This is a genomic window from Leptolyngbya sp. O-77 (genome assembly GCF_001548395.1).
Lineage (GTDB): Bacteria > Cyanobacteriota > Cyanobacteriia > Elainellales > Elainellaceae > Thermoleptolyngbya.
Genome location: NZ_AP017367.1, coordinates 5,195,544 through 5,214,065 on the forward strand (window position 1 = coordinate 5,195,544; position 18,522 = coordinate 5,214,065).

Below are 18,522 nucleotides of genomic sequence, written 5' to 3' on the forward strand. Positions count from 1 at the left end.
CACTCTGCTCAATTCAACGCCCAACTCCCCTCCGCAGAAAATCCGCAGCGCCCCCTCTGCAACGACAAATTACGAGTCGTAAAGAACTAAGCAAAGCCGTCTTGCGATCGCCCGAAATGATGTAGAACTCAGAGTCTAGGGCTGGTTTCAAGGTTGGCACGGCTCGAAAAGCGCCCGCCTTTAGCAGTTTAAATCAGCCCCTTTTTGCAAGGAGTGTGGCGATGTCTGAGGTGGGGTCTGAGGTGCTGATCAAGGGCGGGCGGATTGTAACGGCGGTGGATGACTATGTGGCGGATATTTGGGTAAAAGATGGGCGAATTGAGGCGATCGCCCGCGACCTCTCCATCGACAGCGCCACCGTTCACGATGCCAGCGGTCTGATCGTGTTTCCCGGCGGCATCGATGTCCACACCCACATGGAATTTGACCTGGGCGCAGCGCAAACCGTAGACACCTTTGAAACTGGGACGCGCTCGGCGGCCTTTGGCGGCACTACAACAATTGTGGACTTTGCGCTCCAGAAACAGGGCGACACCCCCAAACAGGCGCTCGATCGCCGCCTCGCCGCCGCCGAACCGCAATGCTGCGTGGACTACAGCTTTCACATCATCCTTACCCACGTCACGCCAGAAGCCCTGGCGGAACTGCCCGACCTGGTAAACCACGACGGCGTATCCAGCTTCAAAATGTTCATGGCCTATCCAGGCGTGCTGATGGTGGAAGATGCAGACATCTTTCGCGCCATGCGAAAGGTCGGGGCCCACGGCGGCATGATCAACCTGCACGCCGAAAATGGCAGCGTGATTCAAGCGCTGATCCAGGAGGCGCTGGAGCAGGGCAACACCTCGCCTAAATACCACATGCTGACGCGCCCCAGCATCATGGAAGGCGAAGCCACCCATCGGGGCATCCGGATTGCGGAGCTGGCCGAAGTGCCTGTGTATTTTGTACACCTATCGGCAGAGGAGGCACTCAGCTCGGTGGTGGAGGCCCGCGATCGCGGCATTCCCGCCTACGCCGAGACCTGTCCCCACTACTTGTTTCTGGATGACTCGGAATACGATCGCCCTGGGTTTGAAGCCGCGAAATACGTAATGACCCCGCCGCTGCGATCGCACACCTGCCAGCACGCCCTCTGGCGCGGTCTGAAAACCGATGACCTGCAAATTGTTTCCACCGACCACTGCCCCTTCTGCTATAACGAGTCACCCTTTGGGCTACGCAAGTCCAAGCAAATGGGCCGCGACGACTTTGAGAAAATTCCCAATGGTGCGCCTGGTGTCGAATTTCGGCTGCACTTGCTTTACGATGGCGGCGTGAATGCAGGTCGCCTTTCGCTCAATCGCTTTGTGCAGTTGACTGCCACTGCCCCCGCGAAGATGTTTGGCCTGTTTCCCCGCAAGGGCACGATCGCCGTTGGCAGCGATGCCGATCTGGTTCTTTTTGACCCCCACCAGCGCCACACGCTCAGCGCCAGCACCCAGCATTCCAACGCCGACTATTCGCTCTATGAAGGGCGCGAGGTGACGGGCAAGGTGAAGAAGGTATTTTTGCGGGGTGAGCTGATTGTGGAGGGCGATCGCTGGCTCGGTCGCGCTGGACAAGGGCAATTCCAGCGGCGATCGGCCTCCGGCCGCGTATAAAGTTAATCAGCCCCCAACATGACAAATGACCAGCCCCGGAGGACTGGTCATGGAGACGGCTTATTGACGATTTTCAGAACAAAACTCAACCAAACTCGAAAACTTCAACAATCTTAGGAGCCAGTCTGAATCGTTTGCATTTGCAGGAACGACACCATTTGCTCCAGTCCGCGCTGGATGCGCCGCGTCACGGTCATCGGGCTAACGCCGATACGCTCGGCGACTTCTTTGCGCGACAAGTCGCTAAAAAACACAAACTCGATCGCCGCACGGGTCTTGTCTTCCAGTTGGCTCAGCGCCCGCTGGAGCTGCTGACGGTCTTCTTCGAGGCGCTGGAGAGCCTGGTAGCGAGCATCGGGCAGTGTTTCGCCCAGCGTGATAGAGGAATCGACCTGCTGAACCGTCGCATCCAGGCTCAGGGGCAGACGATTACGCACCGCCATCTTGATTTCACGCCACTCGTGAACCGAGATGCCCATATGCTCCGCGATTTCCTGATCCATCGGCTGGCGGCCCAGATCTTTCACCAATTCTGCTCGCACGCGCTGACCTTCTTTTTGCAGGTCTTGCCAGCGGCGAGGAACTTTCACTGCACTGCCGCGATCGCGCAAAAAGTGCAGCATCTCACCGCGAATGTAGGGCACCGCAAAGGAACTGAAGGCACAGCCCTGGCTGGGGTTAAACCGCTCGATCGCCCGAATCAGCCCCAGATAGCCAATCTGCTCTAGATCTTCATAAGGCTCTGCACACTGATGGCTGACCCGGTGGGCAATTTTGCGAACTAGACCAGCATTCAACTTCACAAGCTGATTGCGAATGCTCACCGACTTGTTCTGCTGATAAGCCATCAGCAATTCCATGCTGTGGGAACGGAGAGAAGGTTGAGTAGCCGTCATCTGGGAAGTACCTGTTCTCTAAGATTTAGGCTCATTGTCCGCACTGGCGAGGGGTGAAACCATCGTTATTTCACGGGAATGAACAGCGTACCTCTTTGGTATGTCAGCGTAAACACGGAGTTTCCCTGAAAACGCGCCTGCTTTGCCTGCGGTTTGTGAGGCAGCAAGTCTACGGGAAAGCGCTTGCCCGACCTCGGTTAACATCCGCCAAATCGCCTAAAATCGAGGCACTAACTCAAAGACTGCAACTGTGTTAACGATTCCATACTTAAGTTGCCGGACGTAATCCTCAAATTTTGAGTAACCTGGAATGAACTAACCCCATTCGTCAACGGTTCGATCCACAACCTTTCAGCGACTAACAGAGTACGTATGAGCAACACCAGTAATTTTCGAGATGCCATTCGCAAGGCCCAGACTCACGCCTTGGTTGGCCCTAACGTGATTCGCAATGCCTTGCCCTACGTCGGAGGCGGGCTGGTGCTGACAGCCCTGGGAACCTACGGGGGGCTGGGCGTAATGCAAAACAGTCCCGCGCTGTTTATGCCGACTTTCATCGCAGCGCTGATTGCCCAGTTGGTTCTCTTCTTTGTGGCACGGGGTGTCGCAGAAAAAGGCAACAACGGTGTGGCGCTGCCCCTTTTGGCGACCTACAGCCTGCTGACGGGCTACACCCTGACGGGGCTGATTGCGATTGCCCTGGGAACCTCTGGGGTCGGTGTGGCAGGGATTGGGCTGGCCGCCCTGGGCTGTGGCGCGACGTTTATCGTGGCGCGGCAGATTGGGTCTAACCTGTCGGATCAGGACGGTATGGCGCTAACCAGAACCGTACAGCTTGGCATGATTGCTCTGCTAGTCGTCCTGGTCGGGCAATTGCTGCTGGCTCTGTTTGGAGTATATACGCCTACTTTTCTGGAAATTGGCATTTCTGCCTTTGGCGTGTTTTTGTTTGCAGGGGCGGCAGTGGTCGATTTCTACATTCTTCCTCGCACGTATCGCGATGACCAATATCTGCCTGCGGCGCTGTCGATGTATTTGACCTACATCAATTTGTTTGTCTTTATTTTGCGCCTGCTGATTGCGTTCAACCGGGATTAAGGTCAAGGAAGGCAAAGGCTTAACTCTGCATGACGCAATCCATGATGCAAGCGTTGTGCAGAGCAAGCCTTTTCTGTAGGCGCACGCAGTCGGTCTGCACCCGATAGCAATTGGGCAAAATAACAATTGGGCAAATGCGGGTTTGATGGGCAATGCCATCACAAATTCTGCCCTTTGCCCTGATGCATAGCGCACCGATAGCCTGCCGAGGTACTGTTCATCGACAATCTGGCGGGCGATCGCCAACAAATCCTTACTTTATCGGAGCATCCTTCAGGAGGGTGTCAGACTGCGGATTCGCAGGCACTTGTAAGGCAGGATGTCCGGTATCTGGCTTGGCGACTTCGCACTGACCGAACAAACAGTCTGCCAGTCCTGGGTCTGGGCAAAACCCAAAATTGCAGATATTTGCGGCGACACCAGAACAGTCGTAGAAATTGCAGGATTGTACAGCAGAAACGGTTGGTTCTAGCAGGGCAGTAAGAGCCACACCCAAAGCCCCAATTCCAATGATCTGCCCAGCGACTTGACTCAGTTGTACGGCGGTTGAAGGTTGCATAAGGGTATCTGTCAATCAACATCAAAGGAGTTGAGCAAAGGAGCCAAACCGAGTCAACTCAGATTCTTAGCGGGGAATCATCAGCAAAGACAGCCAGCGAGATCTGGATGATCCCGTCCAGCACTGAGTTAACCTGGTTTTGTCGTGTTTTGCCGTGAGCGTTTCAGGAACTGGGCAAGGCTTGGATCTAGTAGCCTGAGACTTCGCACGTCTCAAGTGAAATGAGAGATAAGATAGCGAATAGCTTCTGCAAACTCATTTCTCGCTAAACTCATTTCTCGCTAACTATCAGTGGCTAACTATCAGTGTCTAACTATCAGTGGCTAACTATCAGTGGCAGATGTTTATCGGCAGATGCTTATCTACAGACGCTTATCTACAGACTTCAGCCTTACTGGAGATCCTACTGGGAGGTCAGTAAATTTTTTGTCAGGGAATTTGGGAAATTCCGTAAAATTTCCATCAAGAAAATTGAGACTCTGCCCGCTGTGCAGCTACCCGCCCGCGCCAAGGGCGATCGCCCCCAGTCCCAAACACGATACCAGCGTTGTGAACAGCGCCCGATAGACCCAGCGCATGGACTCTGCACAGTGCTGCTGCAAAAGCGGCTGGATGCGATAAAAGGCGATCGCCCCTAGAGCAGTGCCCACCAGACCCACCAACACAGCGGCGATCGCGCTAGTGGAAGCCCCCTGAAGGATCAACAGCGGCCCAAACAGCAGCAGCCAGCTCAGCACAACGTGTCGCATGACCTGCCACTGATGGCGACGGCTCCAATAGCGGACAGGTGACAGACTCGCCACACAAATCACCGCCAGATTCACCGCAAACGCGAGGGTGTAGGGATAAATCAACTGTGGCCGGTCAAACGTTTGCGCCAGAAACAGCCACAGCAGCCCCGCCGCCGCCACACTCAGTACGGCATAGACATTGTGAATGCGCGTCCAGGCGTTTGAGTCGGCTTCTGTGGGCTGCCAGACCATAACGGCTTTTTCGGCGGGGCTGAGGGGCTGCTGTGGGGTAGGACGGTAGATCAACAGGGGATAACACAACACCAGCGTCAGCGGAGCCAGCAGCCACGGCCAGCCGCCAACCGACCAGCAAAAATAGCCCACCAGCGCCGCCCCCAGCAGCGCCCCATCGTTGAGTGTTGTGTGACTGCGCCACAGCCAGAGAAACCCGATCAGTGCGCCCAGCACAACCAGCCGCGTCACTAGGGCGGGCGTATCCATTGCCAGGTGGGTTTGCAACAGCAAAAAGCTGCCCAGCGGAATGAACAGATTGTCGAGTCCCTGCCAGGCGATCGCCTCGATCAGCATCACCAGTAGCCCCAAGATTGTGGCAATCAGCAGCGATTCGGGTCGCCCCGCCTCGCTAAATAGCAGCAGCGGCACATGCACGCTAAAAAACGTCGCCATGAAGAAGCTGAGCGATCCTTCGGTGCTTTTGTAGCCCTCGGTGGCGACGTAGCGCATCTGTCCATAGCGCGTCCCCACCAGCGCCGCCGCCGCATCGGCCAGCGCCAGGATCAAAATTGGAATAACGTAAAGCAACGGCTGGCCCGGCGTGAGGGCAAACAAGATCACCACCGACAGCGGAAAATAGACCTCGCCGAGCGATCGCCGCCCCACGCCCCCCAGCACCGACCCCAACCCTTGCGCCAGCGGTCGATAGAGCCGCAGGGTCATCAGCCAGGCGATCGCCAGTCCGCCCAACACCGCCACCTGCCAAACCGACTCAAAGAGCCAGGGAAACGTCAGCGTCACCATTCCCATTGGAATGTGCAAGAGCTTCCGCACCAGTTCTGGATTGGGTCGCGCCGTCTGCTGCCAGCGTCGCAGCGCCAGCATCAGCCCACTAAGGATGAGTAAGATCAGGGGAATGTTTAGCCAGGCGTTCATGCAGGAGAGGGCAACATCAGGGACTTGCCTCGATCATCGCATTTCTCTGGGATGACTGGGAAATAGCATCCATTCTCCACAGACGCTTGACTGACAATTCAAAATTGCAAATCTAAAATCGCAAATCTAAATAAAATCGCAAATCTAAAATCGCAAATCCAAAATCGAGAATCGACAGGGTTGGAGGCGATGCGCTTCTGCATTACCGTCTGGGCAGGTTTGTGGCGACTGGATGGCTCTGGCGGCGAGGAATTTGGATTATGAACTCTGTGCCTTCATTCAGCTTAGAACGACACACAAGCTGACCATGATGCTGGTCGGTGACAATCTGGTAGCTAATCGACAGCCCCAACCCCACGCCGTGACCAACAGGCTTGGTTGTGAAGAATGGGTTGAATAAACGAGAGCGATCGCCCTCTGCAATACCAATTCCATTGTCAATCACATGAATCGCCACGGAGTCGCCGATTTGGCGGGTTTTCAGCGTGATTTGTGGCGTTGGCTTGGTTCCTTCGGTTTTGCGATATCGTTCCTGCACCGCATCAATGGCGTTAGCCAGCAGGTTCATAAACACTTGATTTAACTTACCCGGATAACATTCAACCAATGGCAACGGCTCAAAATCTTTGATGATTTTGACTTCGGGCAGGTTGCCGCAGGCCTTGAGCCGATGTTGCAGAATCATCAGGGTGCTTTCTAAGCCCTCATGCAGGTCTGCGTCTTTAAAGTCGGCTTCGTCGAGGCGCGAAAACGTGCGGAGCGATCGCACGATATCGCTGATCCGCTTGGTGCCTATCTGCATCGATTGCAGCACCTTGGTTACATCCTCTCGCAAAAACTCCAGATCCACCTCTTCGAGCAACGCCTGGATGCTGGGGGTTGGAATTGGATAAGCGTCTTGATAAGCAGTGATAATCCGCAGGAGTTCCCGGACGTAGGTTTGCATGTAGTTCACGTTGCCATGCACAAAACCCACAGGATTGTTAATCTCGTGAGCGATCCCTGCAACTAACGTTCCCAGCGCCGACATTTTTTCAGCTTCAATCAACTGAACTTGCGCCTGCTGCAACTGTGAAAGGGTTTGCTCTAGTTCTTCCCCGCGCCGCGCCAGCGCGGCCCTCGATGCCTCTAGCTCTGTAATCACGTTCCGCATGAGTCTTTCAGAGCGATCTACGTTGGTTTCCAGAATCTGGCGATCGCGCTCTGAGCGTTCCAGCTTTTTACGGAGAATCCGGTTTTCTTTCTCCAACGCTGCCAGCACTTGTGCAGGCGTGAGTTCATCTCCCCCTTGGCGTTCGACAGACCGCAAGGATGTAGAGTTAACGTGATTCCGAGCCAGAGCAGGAGAGGGAAGAGCAACGGGCGTTTGGGCAATATCCATCTAAGCGGTTCCTAGCAGCAGGGTGACAAACGTGGAATGATGCGCTCGAGAAGGGGTATTTGGAGTTACGGGGGCGATTTCGCCGTAGGTATAGAACCCGGCAGTAGCAGGCATTTGCGGCAGCGCTTCTTGCACCAGCTTGTATTCTTGCTGAGTCCGCAAGCCTAAGAGCGTATGACGTACACAGCAGGAAAAGAGGAGTACGGCTTCCACGTGCTGTCCCGGATAGCTATCTAGGGCGGCCTGCATCGAAGCGCGTGCGCCTTCGAGAATCTCGTCCCGGCTGCTTTTGGCAATTTGCACCTGAGCGTTTTTGGGCCAAATAGGAATAGACCGGATGCTGCCCGTTTCTGGATCAAACCCAATGGAAGCCCGGAGATAATAACCTTCAACCCCCTCTTCCCAAACGGCCAGCGGAAACTCGGTCGAGGGCAGCAAATCGTTCATGTAGCGCTGATAGAACTCCAGCGCTGGCCGGTGGTCAATTTCCTGGAGAAGATGCCCATCGGTGCGGGTGATGTTGCCTTTTGCGCCGACGGGCATCCAGCCGTGGGCCACGCCATGACCCAGCTTCAGGTCTCCAAAAAATAGCAGCAGCGGAATTGCATCCGTCAGCACTTCGGAGCCATAGAACTGATAGGTTTTTTGGAACTGGCTTTGGTCGCCCGCGAAGCCGCCGAAGAGCGGAACCGAGTCACCCAGGGCTTTTTGTAAATGAGCAACGACCAGAGGGCTATCGTAGGTCAGGCTTTCGGGAAACGTAAGGCAGAGGGATGGAACCGCATCGGGAGGCAGGTTGAGGCTTTCGCGAGCCTGAGCGATCGCCCGTTGAATCGCCGCATCCGGATCACGCGAGAGTCCATAGCCTACGCCTGCACCAATGGAGAGCGTATCTGAGGCGATCGCCATTAGCACCACTGAGTCTTGCTGAAATGCCAACTCAGACGACAGTTCACCATCAGTGGTGCAGCCGACGACGACCATCTCTGGAAATGACGCTCTCAGGGTTTCGAGAACCAGACCGTGGTCAAAATCGAGTGCTGCAAACAGGATGCCAACCTGGGGCGATCGCCCCTGAAGCTTTGTCTGACACTGCTCAATCACGTCCTTTGCAGCCGCATACGCATCCGGATCGTCGCTATGGCCGATGGCAACCGTTAACACAGCATTCTCCTTTGAAACTGACCAGCATTGCAGGCCGCACAAACCCCATGCTGCCGGGAATCAGCCGGGAGCGCTATCCCCAGCGACGCAGCAGTAAGGGCATCAGCCCGTGTAACTATTCAAATTATGAGTTTTGGAAAAAGCTGATGACATCGGCAACAGGTCAGCCAGTTGGCGGAACTCCAAATAACTTAGCCAATTCCTCAAAAAAACGCGGAGTTGCGTGAGCTTTTAATGGGTGTCTCTCGACAGTTGCCTTTCAATGCCTTTCCTTTCAATGCCTTTCAATGATCTAGTCTGTACTGGCAGCGTTTCCTGCTCACTTAGTACACTGGCATGAGTATTGGCGAGCTAAACTCATGACGCTAAAACAGCACAACCGCATGGCAGCCCTGCTGCTGGCATGGCTCTTGGGCGGACAAATGCCAAGACTCGCGTTTGCTGCCGTGCCTGCAACCACAGAGCGATCGCCCGGACAGATTACCGCTCCCCGCGTGACCCGATCGCCAGCAGCGCCGACGCTGGCAGATGCCGAACGGCTGTATGAGGAGGTAAATCAACTGTATGCCCAGGGGCGCTATGAAGCAGCGCTAGACCGAGCAAAACAGGCGCTTCGAGTGTTGGAACAGGTGTTGCCATCGACTAATCCCAATATTCCCCACGGATTTAACCAGGTGGCGGTGCTGCTGAGTTTGCTAGATCGCCATGAAGAAGCCGAAAGCTATCACACGATGGCTCGCTTGCTGACTCGCGGAGGAAAAGGCACACCGATTGCGCCCGCGGCTCTTGCTCAACTAGCCCAGACCTTCCCCCAGAATGTGGTTGGGCAACTGGATGTCCGCAGCTTGCAGGCAAATCGTCACGATTATCTAGAAGTCTTTGAGCCTGTGCTGTCCAGCGTAGCGCTTTCCCAATTGCCCCAGATGCCGCTGACGGGGGGCTATTTCAACCTCCACCAGTTTGATGGCGTGGCAGGGCAGACGGTCAACCTGGCGGTCACAAGCGAGGATCTCGATGATTTAATCATTTTTGTATTTAGCCGCCAGCAGGGGTTTATCGCCGCCGCCAGCGGTCGAGCAACTCAGATTTCCCTATCGCTCGAAGACGCGGGCCCTTATCAGGTGACGGTGGGGTCTCGGACAGCGGGCCGCACGGGGCGCTATCGCGTGTGGTGGGGCAACGCCAGCGGCACGGCTACAAACGCCCTCACCTATCGGGGAGAACACAATCGGGTGCCCAGGGGCGGGGAATATTCCCTGGATAGCCTGTATACCCTGGCAGCCCCAAACCTGGAAGAGCATATTGCGCGGTTGCGGGCTGAGAAGGGCGATCGCCATCCTGAGGTGGTTGAACCGCTCATCTCCCTAGCGACAACTTACGTCCTGGTAGAGCGTTGGGCCGATGCGGGCAGCGCCTATGCAGAAGCTCTGGAGATTCTGCGGGCCCAGCGTGACCCCAATCCTCAGCACCTAGCCCAAGCGCTCGACGGCATCGCTTCGATGGCCTACCAGCAGGGAGATTTGGAACGAGCCGCAGCCCTGTATCAAGAGGCGCTTTCCTTAGAACGGGCCAGGCTGGGGCGGACTGCACTGCTGAATGGGGAGGAAGGCTTTGTAGCGCAGCGGGCGATCGCCGCCAGATTGCTGTTCCTGGTTCAGATTTACCAGGCTCAACAGCGCTACGACGAAGCAGAACCGCTGCTCATCGAGATGATTGACCTCGCCAGGCGCTTCAACCAGCCGTCAGAACGGGCCATTTTCCTAGAGGCAGCGTCCACCATCTATCGCACCCAAGGCCGCAATGCCGAGGCAGACGCTTTAGCTTTAGAAGCATTTGCAGGTCAGCCGACCGCGCCCATAGAGAGTTCTCCCCGCGATCCACACCAGCTCAATGGTCGAGCGCTGACACACCATAGCCAGGGACGCTACGACGAGGCCGAACGCCTCTACCGTCAGGCCCTGGACGCAGCAGAGACTTTGTATAGCGGCGATCTGCAAGCCTTCCGAGCGTCCATTGCGTCCATTTTTTACAACCTTGCGGGTCTATATCAGGCCCAGGGAAAAATCCCGGCTGCGCTGGAGGTTTTGCAAGCAGGCATCGCCCTAGAGCAGCAAGAGTTTGATCGCCGCCTGGCCACACTGAATGAAACAGCACGACAGCGCTATACCGCCTCGGTGGCCAACACGCTGAACCACGCGATTTCGCTGCATCTAAAAACCGCGCCAAACGACCTGGCTGCGGCTCAGCTGGCGGCGACAACGCTGCTCCGCCGCAAGGGACGGGTGCTGGAGGCAGGCATCACTACCCTGACGCTGCTGGAGCAAAACCCCAACCCGGAAGATCAGCGGCTATTGTCCGAACTGGATCGGCGGCGGCAGCAAGTTGCAGAAATTATCTTTGCAGAACAGGGGGCTTCTCCCCAAGCGCAGGTTCAACTGAGGACGCTGCGGAGCCAAATCGATGAGATCGAAGCCGTGCTAGCCCGTCGCAGCGCGGCCTTGGCTGGGGATGCGCCGCTGGTGAACCTGGCAGACATTCAGGCCCGCCTGCCGGCCGATGGCGCGTTGGTGGAGTATGTGCGCTACCGCCCCTTTGACCCCCGTAATCCCCTGGGGCAAAAGCCAGCTAGCACCCTAAGTGACTGGAGTGACAGAGGATTTGGCGACCCCCGCTATGCGGCCTATGTGCTGCTGCCGTCTGGGGACGTGCGCTGGGCCGATCTGGGAGAGGCAGCCGCCATTGATGGACAAATTCAGAGATTCCTGGAATTTTTGCGCTGCGGAGAGCGACGGGCCACGCCCTGCTATGAACCTGAACAGTTGAAACCTGTTGCCCAGACGCTTTATCAACTGATTTTTGCACCTGTTCAGGCCCACTTGGGGAACGCCAGCCATGTGCTGATTTCTCCCGATAGCCAGCTTAATCTGGTGCCCTTTGCGGCGCTGGTGGACGGGCAAAATCGCTACCTGATTGAAACCTACACCCTGACCTATCTCACCAGTGGGCGCGATTTGCTGCGGCAACCGCACGCGGCTCCCCCGCAGCAGCCCCCGGTGGTGTTGGCGAATCCAGACTTCGACACTGCCGATGCCCAGGGCGTGATTCAGGTGGCCTCCGCCAGTCGCGGAGGAGCGCGATCGCCCGATATGGGCAGTCTGCGATTTGGGCCTCTGGAGGGCAGCGCCCTGGAAGTGGCAGCCATTCGTCCCTGGCTGGGGGAAAAAGCGGTGGTGCTGACCGAGGCCAAAGCTACAGAAAATGCCCTCAAGCAGGTGCAGGGGCCGAGCATTTTGCACCTGGCTACCCACGGATTCTTTTTGCAGGATGTCGCGGTTCCCCCACCAGAGACAGCCGTTAGAACACCAGCCCAGCCCGCCAATCGGGTCGAAAATCCGCTGCTGCGGTCGGGGCTGGCCCTGGCCGGCTTTAACCAGCGGGAGAGCGATGGCGAAGATGGCGTACTCACGGCCCTGGAGGTGGCCAGTCTGAACCTGCGGGGGACGCGCCTGGTGGTGCTGAGCGCCTGCGAAACCGGCCTGGGGGATGTGGCCGATGGCGAAGGGGTTTACGGGTTGCGACGGGCTTTTGTGTTGGCAGGGGCCGAAAGCCTGCTGATGAGCCTGTGGCAGGTGGGCGATCGCCGCACCGCTGACCTCATGCAGCAATATTACGAACGCCTGGCCCAAGGAACCGGGCGCAGCGAGGCCCTGCGTCAGATACAACTTGCCGCTCTAGAAAATCCAGCCCATCGCCATCCCTACCACTGGGCTGCTTTTTTCCTTTCGGGTCAGTGGACTGCAACGGAGCCACTCTAAATGACTGAAGATGACTGAATAGGTGCTGAGTTCAGAGAACTATAGCCCTAAGGATTCAAGCTGATTCCCTGAATCCCCTTTGAGTTAGGAGGGAACTGGGGTAAAAGTCCCCCTTTTACTGCTTAAGGGAGATTTAGAAGGAACTGCGGCATACGTCCTCAGAGCAAAGTCCACTGGTGGGCTATTGCTACGGTTAAGTCGGGGTCGCCAGTATCGGGTGGCATACAGCCTTTTCTGGCAGGATGAGGCACGCGCTGCCTTGACGAGGCGAGGGCTTCTTGACTGTTCGCGTCCCTCACTCGCTTCAAAAACGCTGTACATATCGGATTGAAACGCTGCTGAACGGTCACCAGATTCATGGATAACGTTTTTCGCTATTGGCAACTCATGCGGCTGACCAGCACGGGCCAGCCCCAACCCATCGAAATTTCCACAGTGAAAACCTGGCTAGAGGAAACCTATCCTGATACGTTGCTCGGCTCAGAAGGGGCGGATCGCAAGCTGCAAAAGACGTTACTGGGAGTTTGGCAGGGGCAGGGCGAAGGTTCTGAGTTGGCCCAGATGAGCCTGCGCTGCTGGATCTCGCACCAAATTCGCAATAGCTGTGTCGGTTTAGCCCAGCGCTATGGCGATCGCCACGGGTTTGCTGCAACCGATTTGTTTCCGCTGGTGCTGGATGACAATGGCCACGCGGCCCCCAGCTATCGTCCGCTCAGTTTAGAGATTTTAACCAGCTTTGACTCGACCAAAGCCAGCCTGGGCACCTGGTGCAGCCTGCTGACCAAGAGCCACCCGGCCCTGACTCGCCTGCTGCTCGAAAAGGGCATCTACTTGGCTAGCGACTGGGCTATTCTCAATGACACGGATCTGGATCAGGCGCGGCGCATTTTGGGAGAGTATCACCTCTGTAGTGCCTTTGAGATTGATCAGGCAGTGACGCTACTAGAGCGCTATCAGGCGGTATATCAGCGCGATCGCATTCGCCAGCGGCAGGCCGGGCAAACCGGACGCTGCCCCGAACCAACCCCCGCCCAACTCCAGGAAATGATGCCCTCCCTCAGCCCCAAAGCGGTCAAAGCCCAACTCAAACACCTGGCCAGCCAACTGCGCCAGTACCGCATCCACGCCCGCAGTGGCAATCCCCAAATCTACCAGCCCCAGGACGACAGCGAGCTAGAGCGCCTGGGCGGAACTCAGACTGGTTTGGCAGCCGAAGACGACTCCAACACATTTCTCCATCGCTATCGTCAGGTACTCGATCAACTGCTCGGGCAGACCATTGCAGCGGCGATCGCCGCGAATATGTCCCGCTTTAGCCGTCGCACCCCGCCCCAAGATCGGCCCTATGTCCAGGGGCTGTACCTGCGCCTCTGCGAGGGAGTCTCTATGACCCAAATTGCGCCCCGCATCGGGCTGACCTCTCAAGTGCAGGTCACGCGCCTGCTAAATCTGAAACGGCTGCGAGCGGACGTGCGCCATCTCCTAATTCCCCAACTCACCGCAGCGGTGCGGCAGGAAGCAGCAGAGTTGGTGTCTGCCGATCGTCTTCGAGACCTCGATGCCACCCTAGAAGCCGTTCTGTCTGAGCAAGTAGACACCCTGATGGCCGATGCCGCCGCCGAGGCCCAATCTCCCAAACCCCGCAAGGTCAAAAGTCGATTTGCCGATCGCCTCTGTGCCGAAATCCATGCTTTTATGACAGGTCAAACCCCATGAACCCACGGATAATAGCCTCTATTCCCTTTGTCTCTATTCCCTTTTCGAGCCTGCACCCCATGCGCCATTCCACCGAACTCTCAGACTATGAGTTTGAACCGCTGCAACCGACCACGGTGGCCCTGTCTCCTGCTGCGGTGGACTGGGCAGCGCAGATTTGCCAGCAGGTGCCTCCAGAGCAGCAGTGGATGACGTTTTTGCGAGCGCTGGCGCTGGGGGGGGTGCAGCAGTGGCTTGAAGACGGCGTGTCAGGCTTGACGCTGACCTACGACCCCGCCCAGCCGCCGGGTTTGCATGTGCAGGGAACGGTGCATGGGTTTCGCCTGTGTATTGTGCCCCAGGGAACCCTCAGCGATGGCCAGGTGCCCATTCCCCAACCCACGCTGGAGGATGTCCAGGGGTTTGCTCACCTGTATCTGCTAGTGGAGGTGCGAGAAGAGGTCGATCAGGTGACGATTCTCGGCGGTCTGCGGCGCGATCGCCTGCTAACCCAGCGAGACGCGCTGACCCTCAACGACAACGGCACTTATACCGTTCCCGTGGCATTCTTCGACACGGCTCCTGAGGAAATTCTGCTTTACCTCAACTGCCTAGACCCGGCCCAGTTGGAAACGGTGGGTCAACTGCCCCAAGCCGCTTCCCCAACCCAGGAGATGACTCAGGAGGCGATTAATGTGTGGCGCTGGCTGGGCGATCGCCTCGACACGCTATCCAACACCGTCACTAGCACCCTGACCTGGGCGCTGCTGCCGCCGCTGGCGATGTCCCCTGCGCTGCGGTCGAGCCACGGCCCGGCTGAAACCCTGGCCACTGTGCTACGTCAGCTAGAACCGGCGGGGGTGATGATTCCTGCCACGGCCCGGGGAGCCTATACAGATTTGCAACGGGCGGGCGTGCCCCTGCGCCTTTGTGCCCTCACCTGGACGCATCTGGAAGGCTCCCAGCCGGAATGGTGTTTGCTGTTGGTGCTGGGGCCGACCCTCGGTGAACAGATCTTGCCGGGAACTCGTCTGGTGGTGCGCGATGCCGAAAAAATCCTGGCAGATAGCACCCTTTCCCCTATCTCTGGCGCAAACCACCTGTATGCTCAGGTTTTCGGCACCTGGGAGGAAGCCTTCCGGGTTTCCGTTACCCTGCCGGATGGGTCTACTCTAAGCTGGCCGCCCTTTGTATTTCATCCCGAAGCATGAGAGGACGGCAATGGTGTATCGTCTCACCGTCCACAAAATTGACCAAAGCTGCTTGTTTGATCTGTCCTGGGGCAAAGGGCAACGGCTGACCGCCAGTGTGGTCTTTCCAGAGGAGATGCTGTCGCTCTACGCAGCCTGGCAGCGGGCTTATCTGGGCTATTACAAGCAGGCATTGCGGGGGCGGGCAGGGGGCGCAGGGCAGGTGACCGCCCCTGCGATCGACTGGCATAGCCAACTGGTGCAGGCAGAGGCGCGGCTGTTGTCGGAGTTTCATACCTGGCTGAGGCAGGGCGATCTGTATGATTTGCGCCAGGAGGTGGTGGCGGCGGCGCAGTCCCAGGGGTTGGCAGAACTGTTTCTCACCTGTACGCCGCTGGATCTGGCCCGGCTGCCCTGGGAAACTTGGGAGTTTGGCGGGCCGGTGCAAATTGTGCGATCGCCCGCCACAATCCGAGCCACCACAGCCCACCGACCCACCGGCCGACGCAGCAAAGCCAGGGTGTTGGCGATTTTGGGCGATGAAACGGGATTGAACTTCAGCGGCGAACGGCAGGCCCTCGATGCTCAGCGGCGACTCCTGGAGATTCACTATGTGGGCTGGCAGCCCGGAGAAGACCCCATTGCTCTGAAGCAGCGGGTGTGTGAGGCGATCGCCGACTCGCTGGGATGGGATGTGCTGTTTTTTGCGGGCCACAGCAATGAGGCGGCCCTGGTAGGCGGACAAGTGGCGATCGCCCCCCAGACCTCTCTCACGCTCAAAGACCTGACCCCCTATCTGCAAACCGCCCAGCAGCGCGGACTCCAGTTTGCCTTTTTCAACTCGTGCAGTGGTCTCGACATTGCTCAGGGGCTAATTAACCTCGGACTCAGCCAAGTCGCCATCATGCGAGAGCCGATTCATAACGAAGTCGCTCAGGCGTTTTTGGCGCAACTGCTGCAACGGCTAACCCAGGAGCAAAACGTGCAGGAGGCGCTGCATGGAGCCTGTCAGTCTCTCCGGGCCGAACAAAGCCTCACCTATCCCTCGGCCTATCTGGTGCCGTCGCTGTTTCGCCACCCGACCTCCGTGCCCTACCGTCTGGAACCTGGGGGCTGGCGATCGCGGCTGCGGCGCTGGCGGCCTACCCGACACGAAGCCCAAATCGTTGCGGCCCTGGCGCTGGTGAGCCTGATCCCGACGCTGCCGCCGACGGAATTTCCAGTTTCGCCCCAGGCCTGGCTCCTGGATCGGCGGGTGCTGGCCCAGGCCGTTTATCGGGATCTCACCGGGCAACTGGGCGATGATGACCCATCCGCCGTGGTGTTGGTGCAGATCGATGGCGAAAGCTTCCGCCAGTGGGATATTTCCACTTACCACCCGATTAACCGGGTGATGGTGGCCGATATTGTCGCCACGCTGGTCGATCGAGGTGCGGCCGTCGTGGGCATCGACTACCTGCTCGATCTGGCTCAGCCGGGGCAGGATGACCAACTGAATGAAGTTTTGACAGGGGCGATCGCCCAGCAGCAAACCTGGTTTGTGTTTGGCACGGTGCGACAGAACGGCCGCTGGCTGCCACCTCATCCCAATGTGATTGACTCAGACCGCATCCTGCTGGGAGATGCCTGGTCGCCCTGGCGACGGGTGCAGCCCTACCGCCCCCAGAGCGATCGCCCCGGCCCGTTTAGCCACCAGCTTGTTGTTGCCCAACGGCTCCGTCAACAGCGACGCACCGGGACGCGCTCCGGGCCACAGCCCACGCTCCAGGGGCCGCCCCTGGCTGAGCAGGTTCGCCGCGCCTTGCAAACCCACGACCTGAATCTGTCCCCACGGGCTACGCTGCACCCGCTTACAGAACTGTCCTACGAAGCCTGGCAGCACTGGCTCCAGCCGATTCTTGATTTGTCCCTGCCGCCAGAGCGGGCGTTTACCGCCATCCCGGCCTGGTCGCTGCGTCAGGATGCCGCAGCGTTGCCCGACTTTAGGGACGCGATTGTGATTGTGGCCGCAGGGGGCTACGAAGCGGCCGGGCTGGCCCCCAACGGAGCCGATAACCTAGTGCCGCCGCCCGCCCTGCGCTACTGGCGCGATCGCACGCTGCATCCAGCGACCCACTTCACAGGCGGCGAAGCCCACGCCTACATGACCCACCACCGCCTTGCCAATCGCCTGGTCATCCCCATTCCCGATCTGTGGATGATTCTGCTGGCGGCGGTGGGCGGCAAGGCTCTGAGCTTATCCCTGGGCGATCGCCCCCGCCCCCGCCCCCTCGTTGCTGCGGGCCTGAGCGCTGCGACTGCTGGATACGGACTGCTGTCCCTGCAACTCTACATCAGCGCCGGGATGCTGCTGCCCTGGCTACTGCCATCCCTAGTGGTGTGGTGTTATAGTTTACCCAGACTACGGGAGAATACGGATGAACCTCGTTAAAACCCCAGCAATCCCCCTAAGCCTGTGGGTCGGTCTGTGGGTTGGACTATCCGCCCTGTCCCCATCCATCGCCCTGGCAAACCCCACCGACCCCTCCCAAGCAGACTCTCAAGACGCTGGTTCATGGCGGCGCTTTGTAGAATTTTTTCAGCGCGAGCGAGAAGATCGCAGCCGGGGGGAACCCGGACTTTCCCGCAGCCCTGATGTTCCCCCTAACGACACCTTTTGCATTGTCACCCCCGGACGGCGCGAGGTGATCTGGCACCAGCAGCCGATGTTTGTCATGCAGGGACAGGTGAACCGAATGCACCTGCGGCCTGCTTGGAAAGACCTGACCCAGCCCGCACCCGCCACGCTGGGAACCGATTCGGCAACCCCCAACGCTGGTGGCTTCGTGACGACTCGCTTTGGCAATCTGGCACTGGAACCCGGCACTGAGTACGAGTGGCTCTTCTACGACACGCCCACCGATGACCTGCTCTACCGGTTGCCCTTTTCAGTCATGGCAGCCGGGGAAGAGCGGGATCAAATTGCCGCCGATCTGTCCCAGATAGAAACGGGCTTGGCGCAGCAGGGAGCCAATCAGGAGGCGATCGCCCAGGCCAAAGCCACCTATTTTCTGGAAAAAGATATGCCCGCCGACGCGCTCCATGTCCTCTTTGCGGTGGACAATCCCACGCCGGAGTGGGTTGCCCTTCAGTCTGAGGCAATCGCGGCGATTTGCAGTTTTCCCCTGGGGCTATAGGCAT

13 protein-coding genes are annotated in these 18,522 nt (G+C 58.0%); 8 read left to right on the forward strand and 5 right to left on the reverse strand.

Annotated features, from left to right (window positions below):
* The first annotated feature begins 221 nt into the window (after positions 1-221).
* Positions 222-1,643: a dihydropyrimidinase gene (gene hydA / locus O77CONTIG1_RS21945; protein ID WP_068515168.1), complete on the forward strand. Its 1,422-nt coding sequence runs from the start codon at positions 222-224 to the stop codon at positions 1,641-1,643.
* Positions 1,644-1,756: 113 nt separating this feature from the next.
* Here hydA and O77CONTIG1_RS21950 read toward each other — a convergent pair whose 3' ends face one another.
* Positions 1,757-2,539, reverse strand: a complete 783-nt coding sequence (locus O77CONTIG1_RS21950) for an RNA polymerase sigma factor SigF (protein WP_084782913.1) — start codon at positions 2,537-2,539, stop codon at positions 1,757-1,759.
* Positions 2,540-2,911: 372 nt separating this feature from the next.
* Between O77CONTIG1_RS21950 and O77CONTIG1_RS21955 the strand changes: the two genes are divergently transcribed.
* The gene (locus O77CONTIG1_RS21955; RefSeq protein WP_068515172.1) at positions 2,912-3,637 is read left to right on the forward strand and encodes a Bax inhibitor-1 family protein; all 726 of its coding nucleotides are present in this window, start codon (positions 2,912-2,914) and stop codon (positions 3,635-3,637) included.
* 253 nt (positions 3,638-3,890) lie between these two features.
* Here O77CONTIG1_RS21955 and O77CONTIG1_RS25040 read toward each other — a convergent pair whose 3' ends face one another.
* The 4 genes from O77CONTIG1_RS25040 to O77CONTIG1_RS21970 all read right to left on the reverse strand — a co-directional run bounded on the left by O77CONTIG1_RS25040 (position 3,891) and on the right by O77CONTIG1_RS21970 (position 8,642).
* Positions 3,891-4,127: a hypothetical protein gene (locus tag O77CONTIG1_RS25040; protein ID WP_156435585.1), complete on the reverse strand. Its 237-nt coding sequence runs from the start codon at positions 4,125-4,127 to the stop codon at positions 3,891-3,893.
* 563 nt (positions 4,128-4,690) lie between these two features.
* Positions 4,691-6,097 (reverse strand): diacylglycerol/polyprenol kinase family protein, encoded by a 1,407-nt coding sequence (locus O77CONTIG1_RS21960; RefSeq protein ID WP_068515175.1) that lies wholly within the window; start codon positions 6,095-6,097, stop codon positions 4,691-4,693.
* A gap of 202 nt (positions 6,098-6,299) precedes the next feature.
* Positions 6,300-7,478: a sensor histidine kinase gene (locus O77CONTIG1_RS21965; RefSeq protein ID WP_084782914.1), complete on the reverse strand. Its 1,179-nt coding sequence runs from the start codon at positions 7,476-7,478 to the stop codon at positions 6,300-6,302.
* Entirely contained in the window at positions 7,479-8,642 is a 1,164-nt protein-coding gene (locus tag O77CONTIG1_RS21970) for an FIST signal transduction protein (protein ID WP_068515176.1), read from the reverse strand.
* Between the two features lie 11 nt (positions 8,643-8,653).
* On the opposite strand from O77CONTIG1_RS21970, the gene O77CONTIG1_RS25045 reads away from it, so the two are divergent.
* The 6 genes from O77CONTIG1_RS25045 (at position 8,654) to O77CONTIG1_RS21995 (ending at position 18,518) form a co-directional block, all read left to right on the forward strand.
* Positions 8,654-8,869 (forward strand): hypothetical protein, encoded by a 216-nt coding sequence (locus tag O77CONTIG1_RS25045; protein WP_156435587.1) that lies wholly within the window; start codon positions 8,654-8,656, stop codon positions 8,867-8,869.
* Positions 8,870-9,001: 132 nt separating this feature from the next.
* A complete protein-coding gene (locus tag O77CONTIG1_RS21975; protein ID WP_068515178.1) occupies positions 9,002-12,457 on the forward strand; it encodes a CHAT domain-containing tetratricopeptide repeat protein in 3,456 nt (1,151 codons plus the stop codon).
* Positions 12,458-12,814: 357 nt separating this feature from the next.
* On the forward strand, positions 12,815-14,173 hold the full coding sequence (locus O77CONTIG1_RS21980; RefSeq protein WP_068515179.1) for a hypothetical protein: 1,359 nt from the start codon (positions 12,815-12,817) through the stop codon (positions 14,171-14,173).
* Positions 14,174-14,232: 59 nt separating this feature from the next.
* Positions 14,233-15,363: a DUF1822 family protein gene (locus tag O77CONTIG1_RS21985; protein ID WP_068515181.1), complete on the forward strand. Its 1,131-nt coding sequence runs from the start codon at positions 14,233-14,235 to the stop codon at positions 15,361-15,363.
* 10 nt (positions 15,364-15,373) lie between these two features.
* Complete coding sequence (locus O77CONTIG1_RS21990) at positions 15,374-17,773, forward strand: CHASE2 domain-containing protein (RefSeq protein ID WP_068515183.1); 2,400 nt, start codon at positions 15,374-15,376, stop codon at positions 17,771-17,773.
* Positions 17,760-18,518 (forward strand): hypothetical protein, encoded by a 759-nt coding sequence (locus O77CONTIG1_RS21995; RefSeq protein WP_068515185.1) that lies wholly within the window; start codon positions 17,760-17,762, stop codon positions 18,516-18,518. The genes O77CONTIG1_RS21990 and O77CONTIG1_RS21995 overlap by 14 nt, the downstream gene beginning before the upstream one ends.
* Positions 18,519-18,522 lie beyond the last annotated feature (4 nt).

Excerpts from the sequence above, each read along its gene's own strand:
- hydA (WP_068515168.1), top strand. The coding sequence starts at position 222 with ATGTCTGAGGTGGGGTCTGAGGTGCTGATCAAGGGCGGGCGGATTGTA.
- O77CONTIG1_RS21950 (WP_084782913.1), bottom strand. The coding sequence starts at position 2,539 with ATGACGGCTACTCAACCTTCTCTCCGTTCCCACAGCATGGAATTGCTG.
- O77CONTIG1_RS21955 (WP_068515172.1), top strand. The coding sequence starts at position 2,912 with ATGAGCAACACCAGTAATTTTCGAGATGCCATTCGCAAGGCCCAGACT.
- O77CONTIG1_RS21960 (WP_068515175.1), bottom strand. The coding sequence starts at position 6,097 with ATGAACGCCTGGCTAAACATTCCCCTGATCTTACTCATCCTTAGTGGG.
- O77CONTIG1_RS21965 (WP_084782914.1), bottom strand. The coding sequence starts at position 7,478 with ATGGATATTGCCCAAACGCCCGTTGCTCTTCCCTCTCCTGCTCTGGCT.
- O77CONTIG1_RS21975 (WP_068515178.1), top strand. The coding sequence starts at position 9,002 with ATGACGCTAAAACAGCACAACCGCATGGCAGCCCTGCTGCTGGCATGG.
- O77CONTIG1_RS21980 (WP_068515179.1), top strand. The coding sequence starts at position 12,815 with ATGGATAACGTTTTTCGCTATTGGCAACTCATGCGGCTGACCAGCACG.
- O77CONTIG1_RS21985 (WP_068515181.1), top strand. The coding sequence starts at position 14,233 with ATGCGCCATTCCACCGAACTCTCAGACTATGAGTTTGAACCGCTGCAA.
- O77CONTIG1_RS21990 (WP_068515183.1), top strand. The coding sequence starts at position 15,374 with ATGGTGTATCGTCTCACCGTCCACAAAATTGACCAAAGCTGCTTGTTT.
- O77CONTIG1_RS21995 (WP_068515185.1), top strand. The coding sequence starts at position 17,760 with ATGAACCTCGTTAAAACCCCAGCAATCCCCCTAAGCCTGTGGGTCGGT.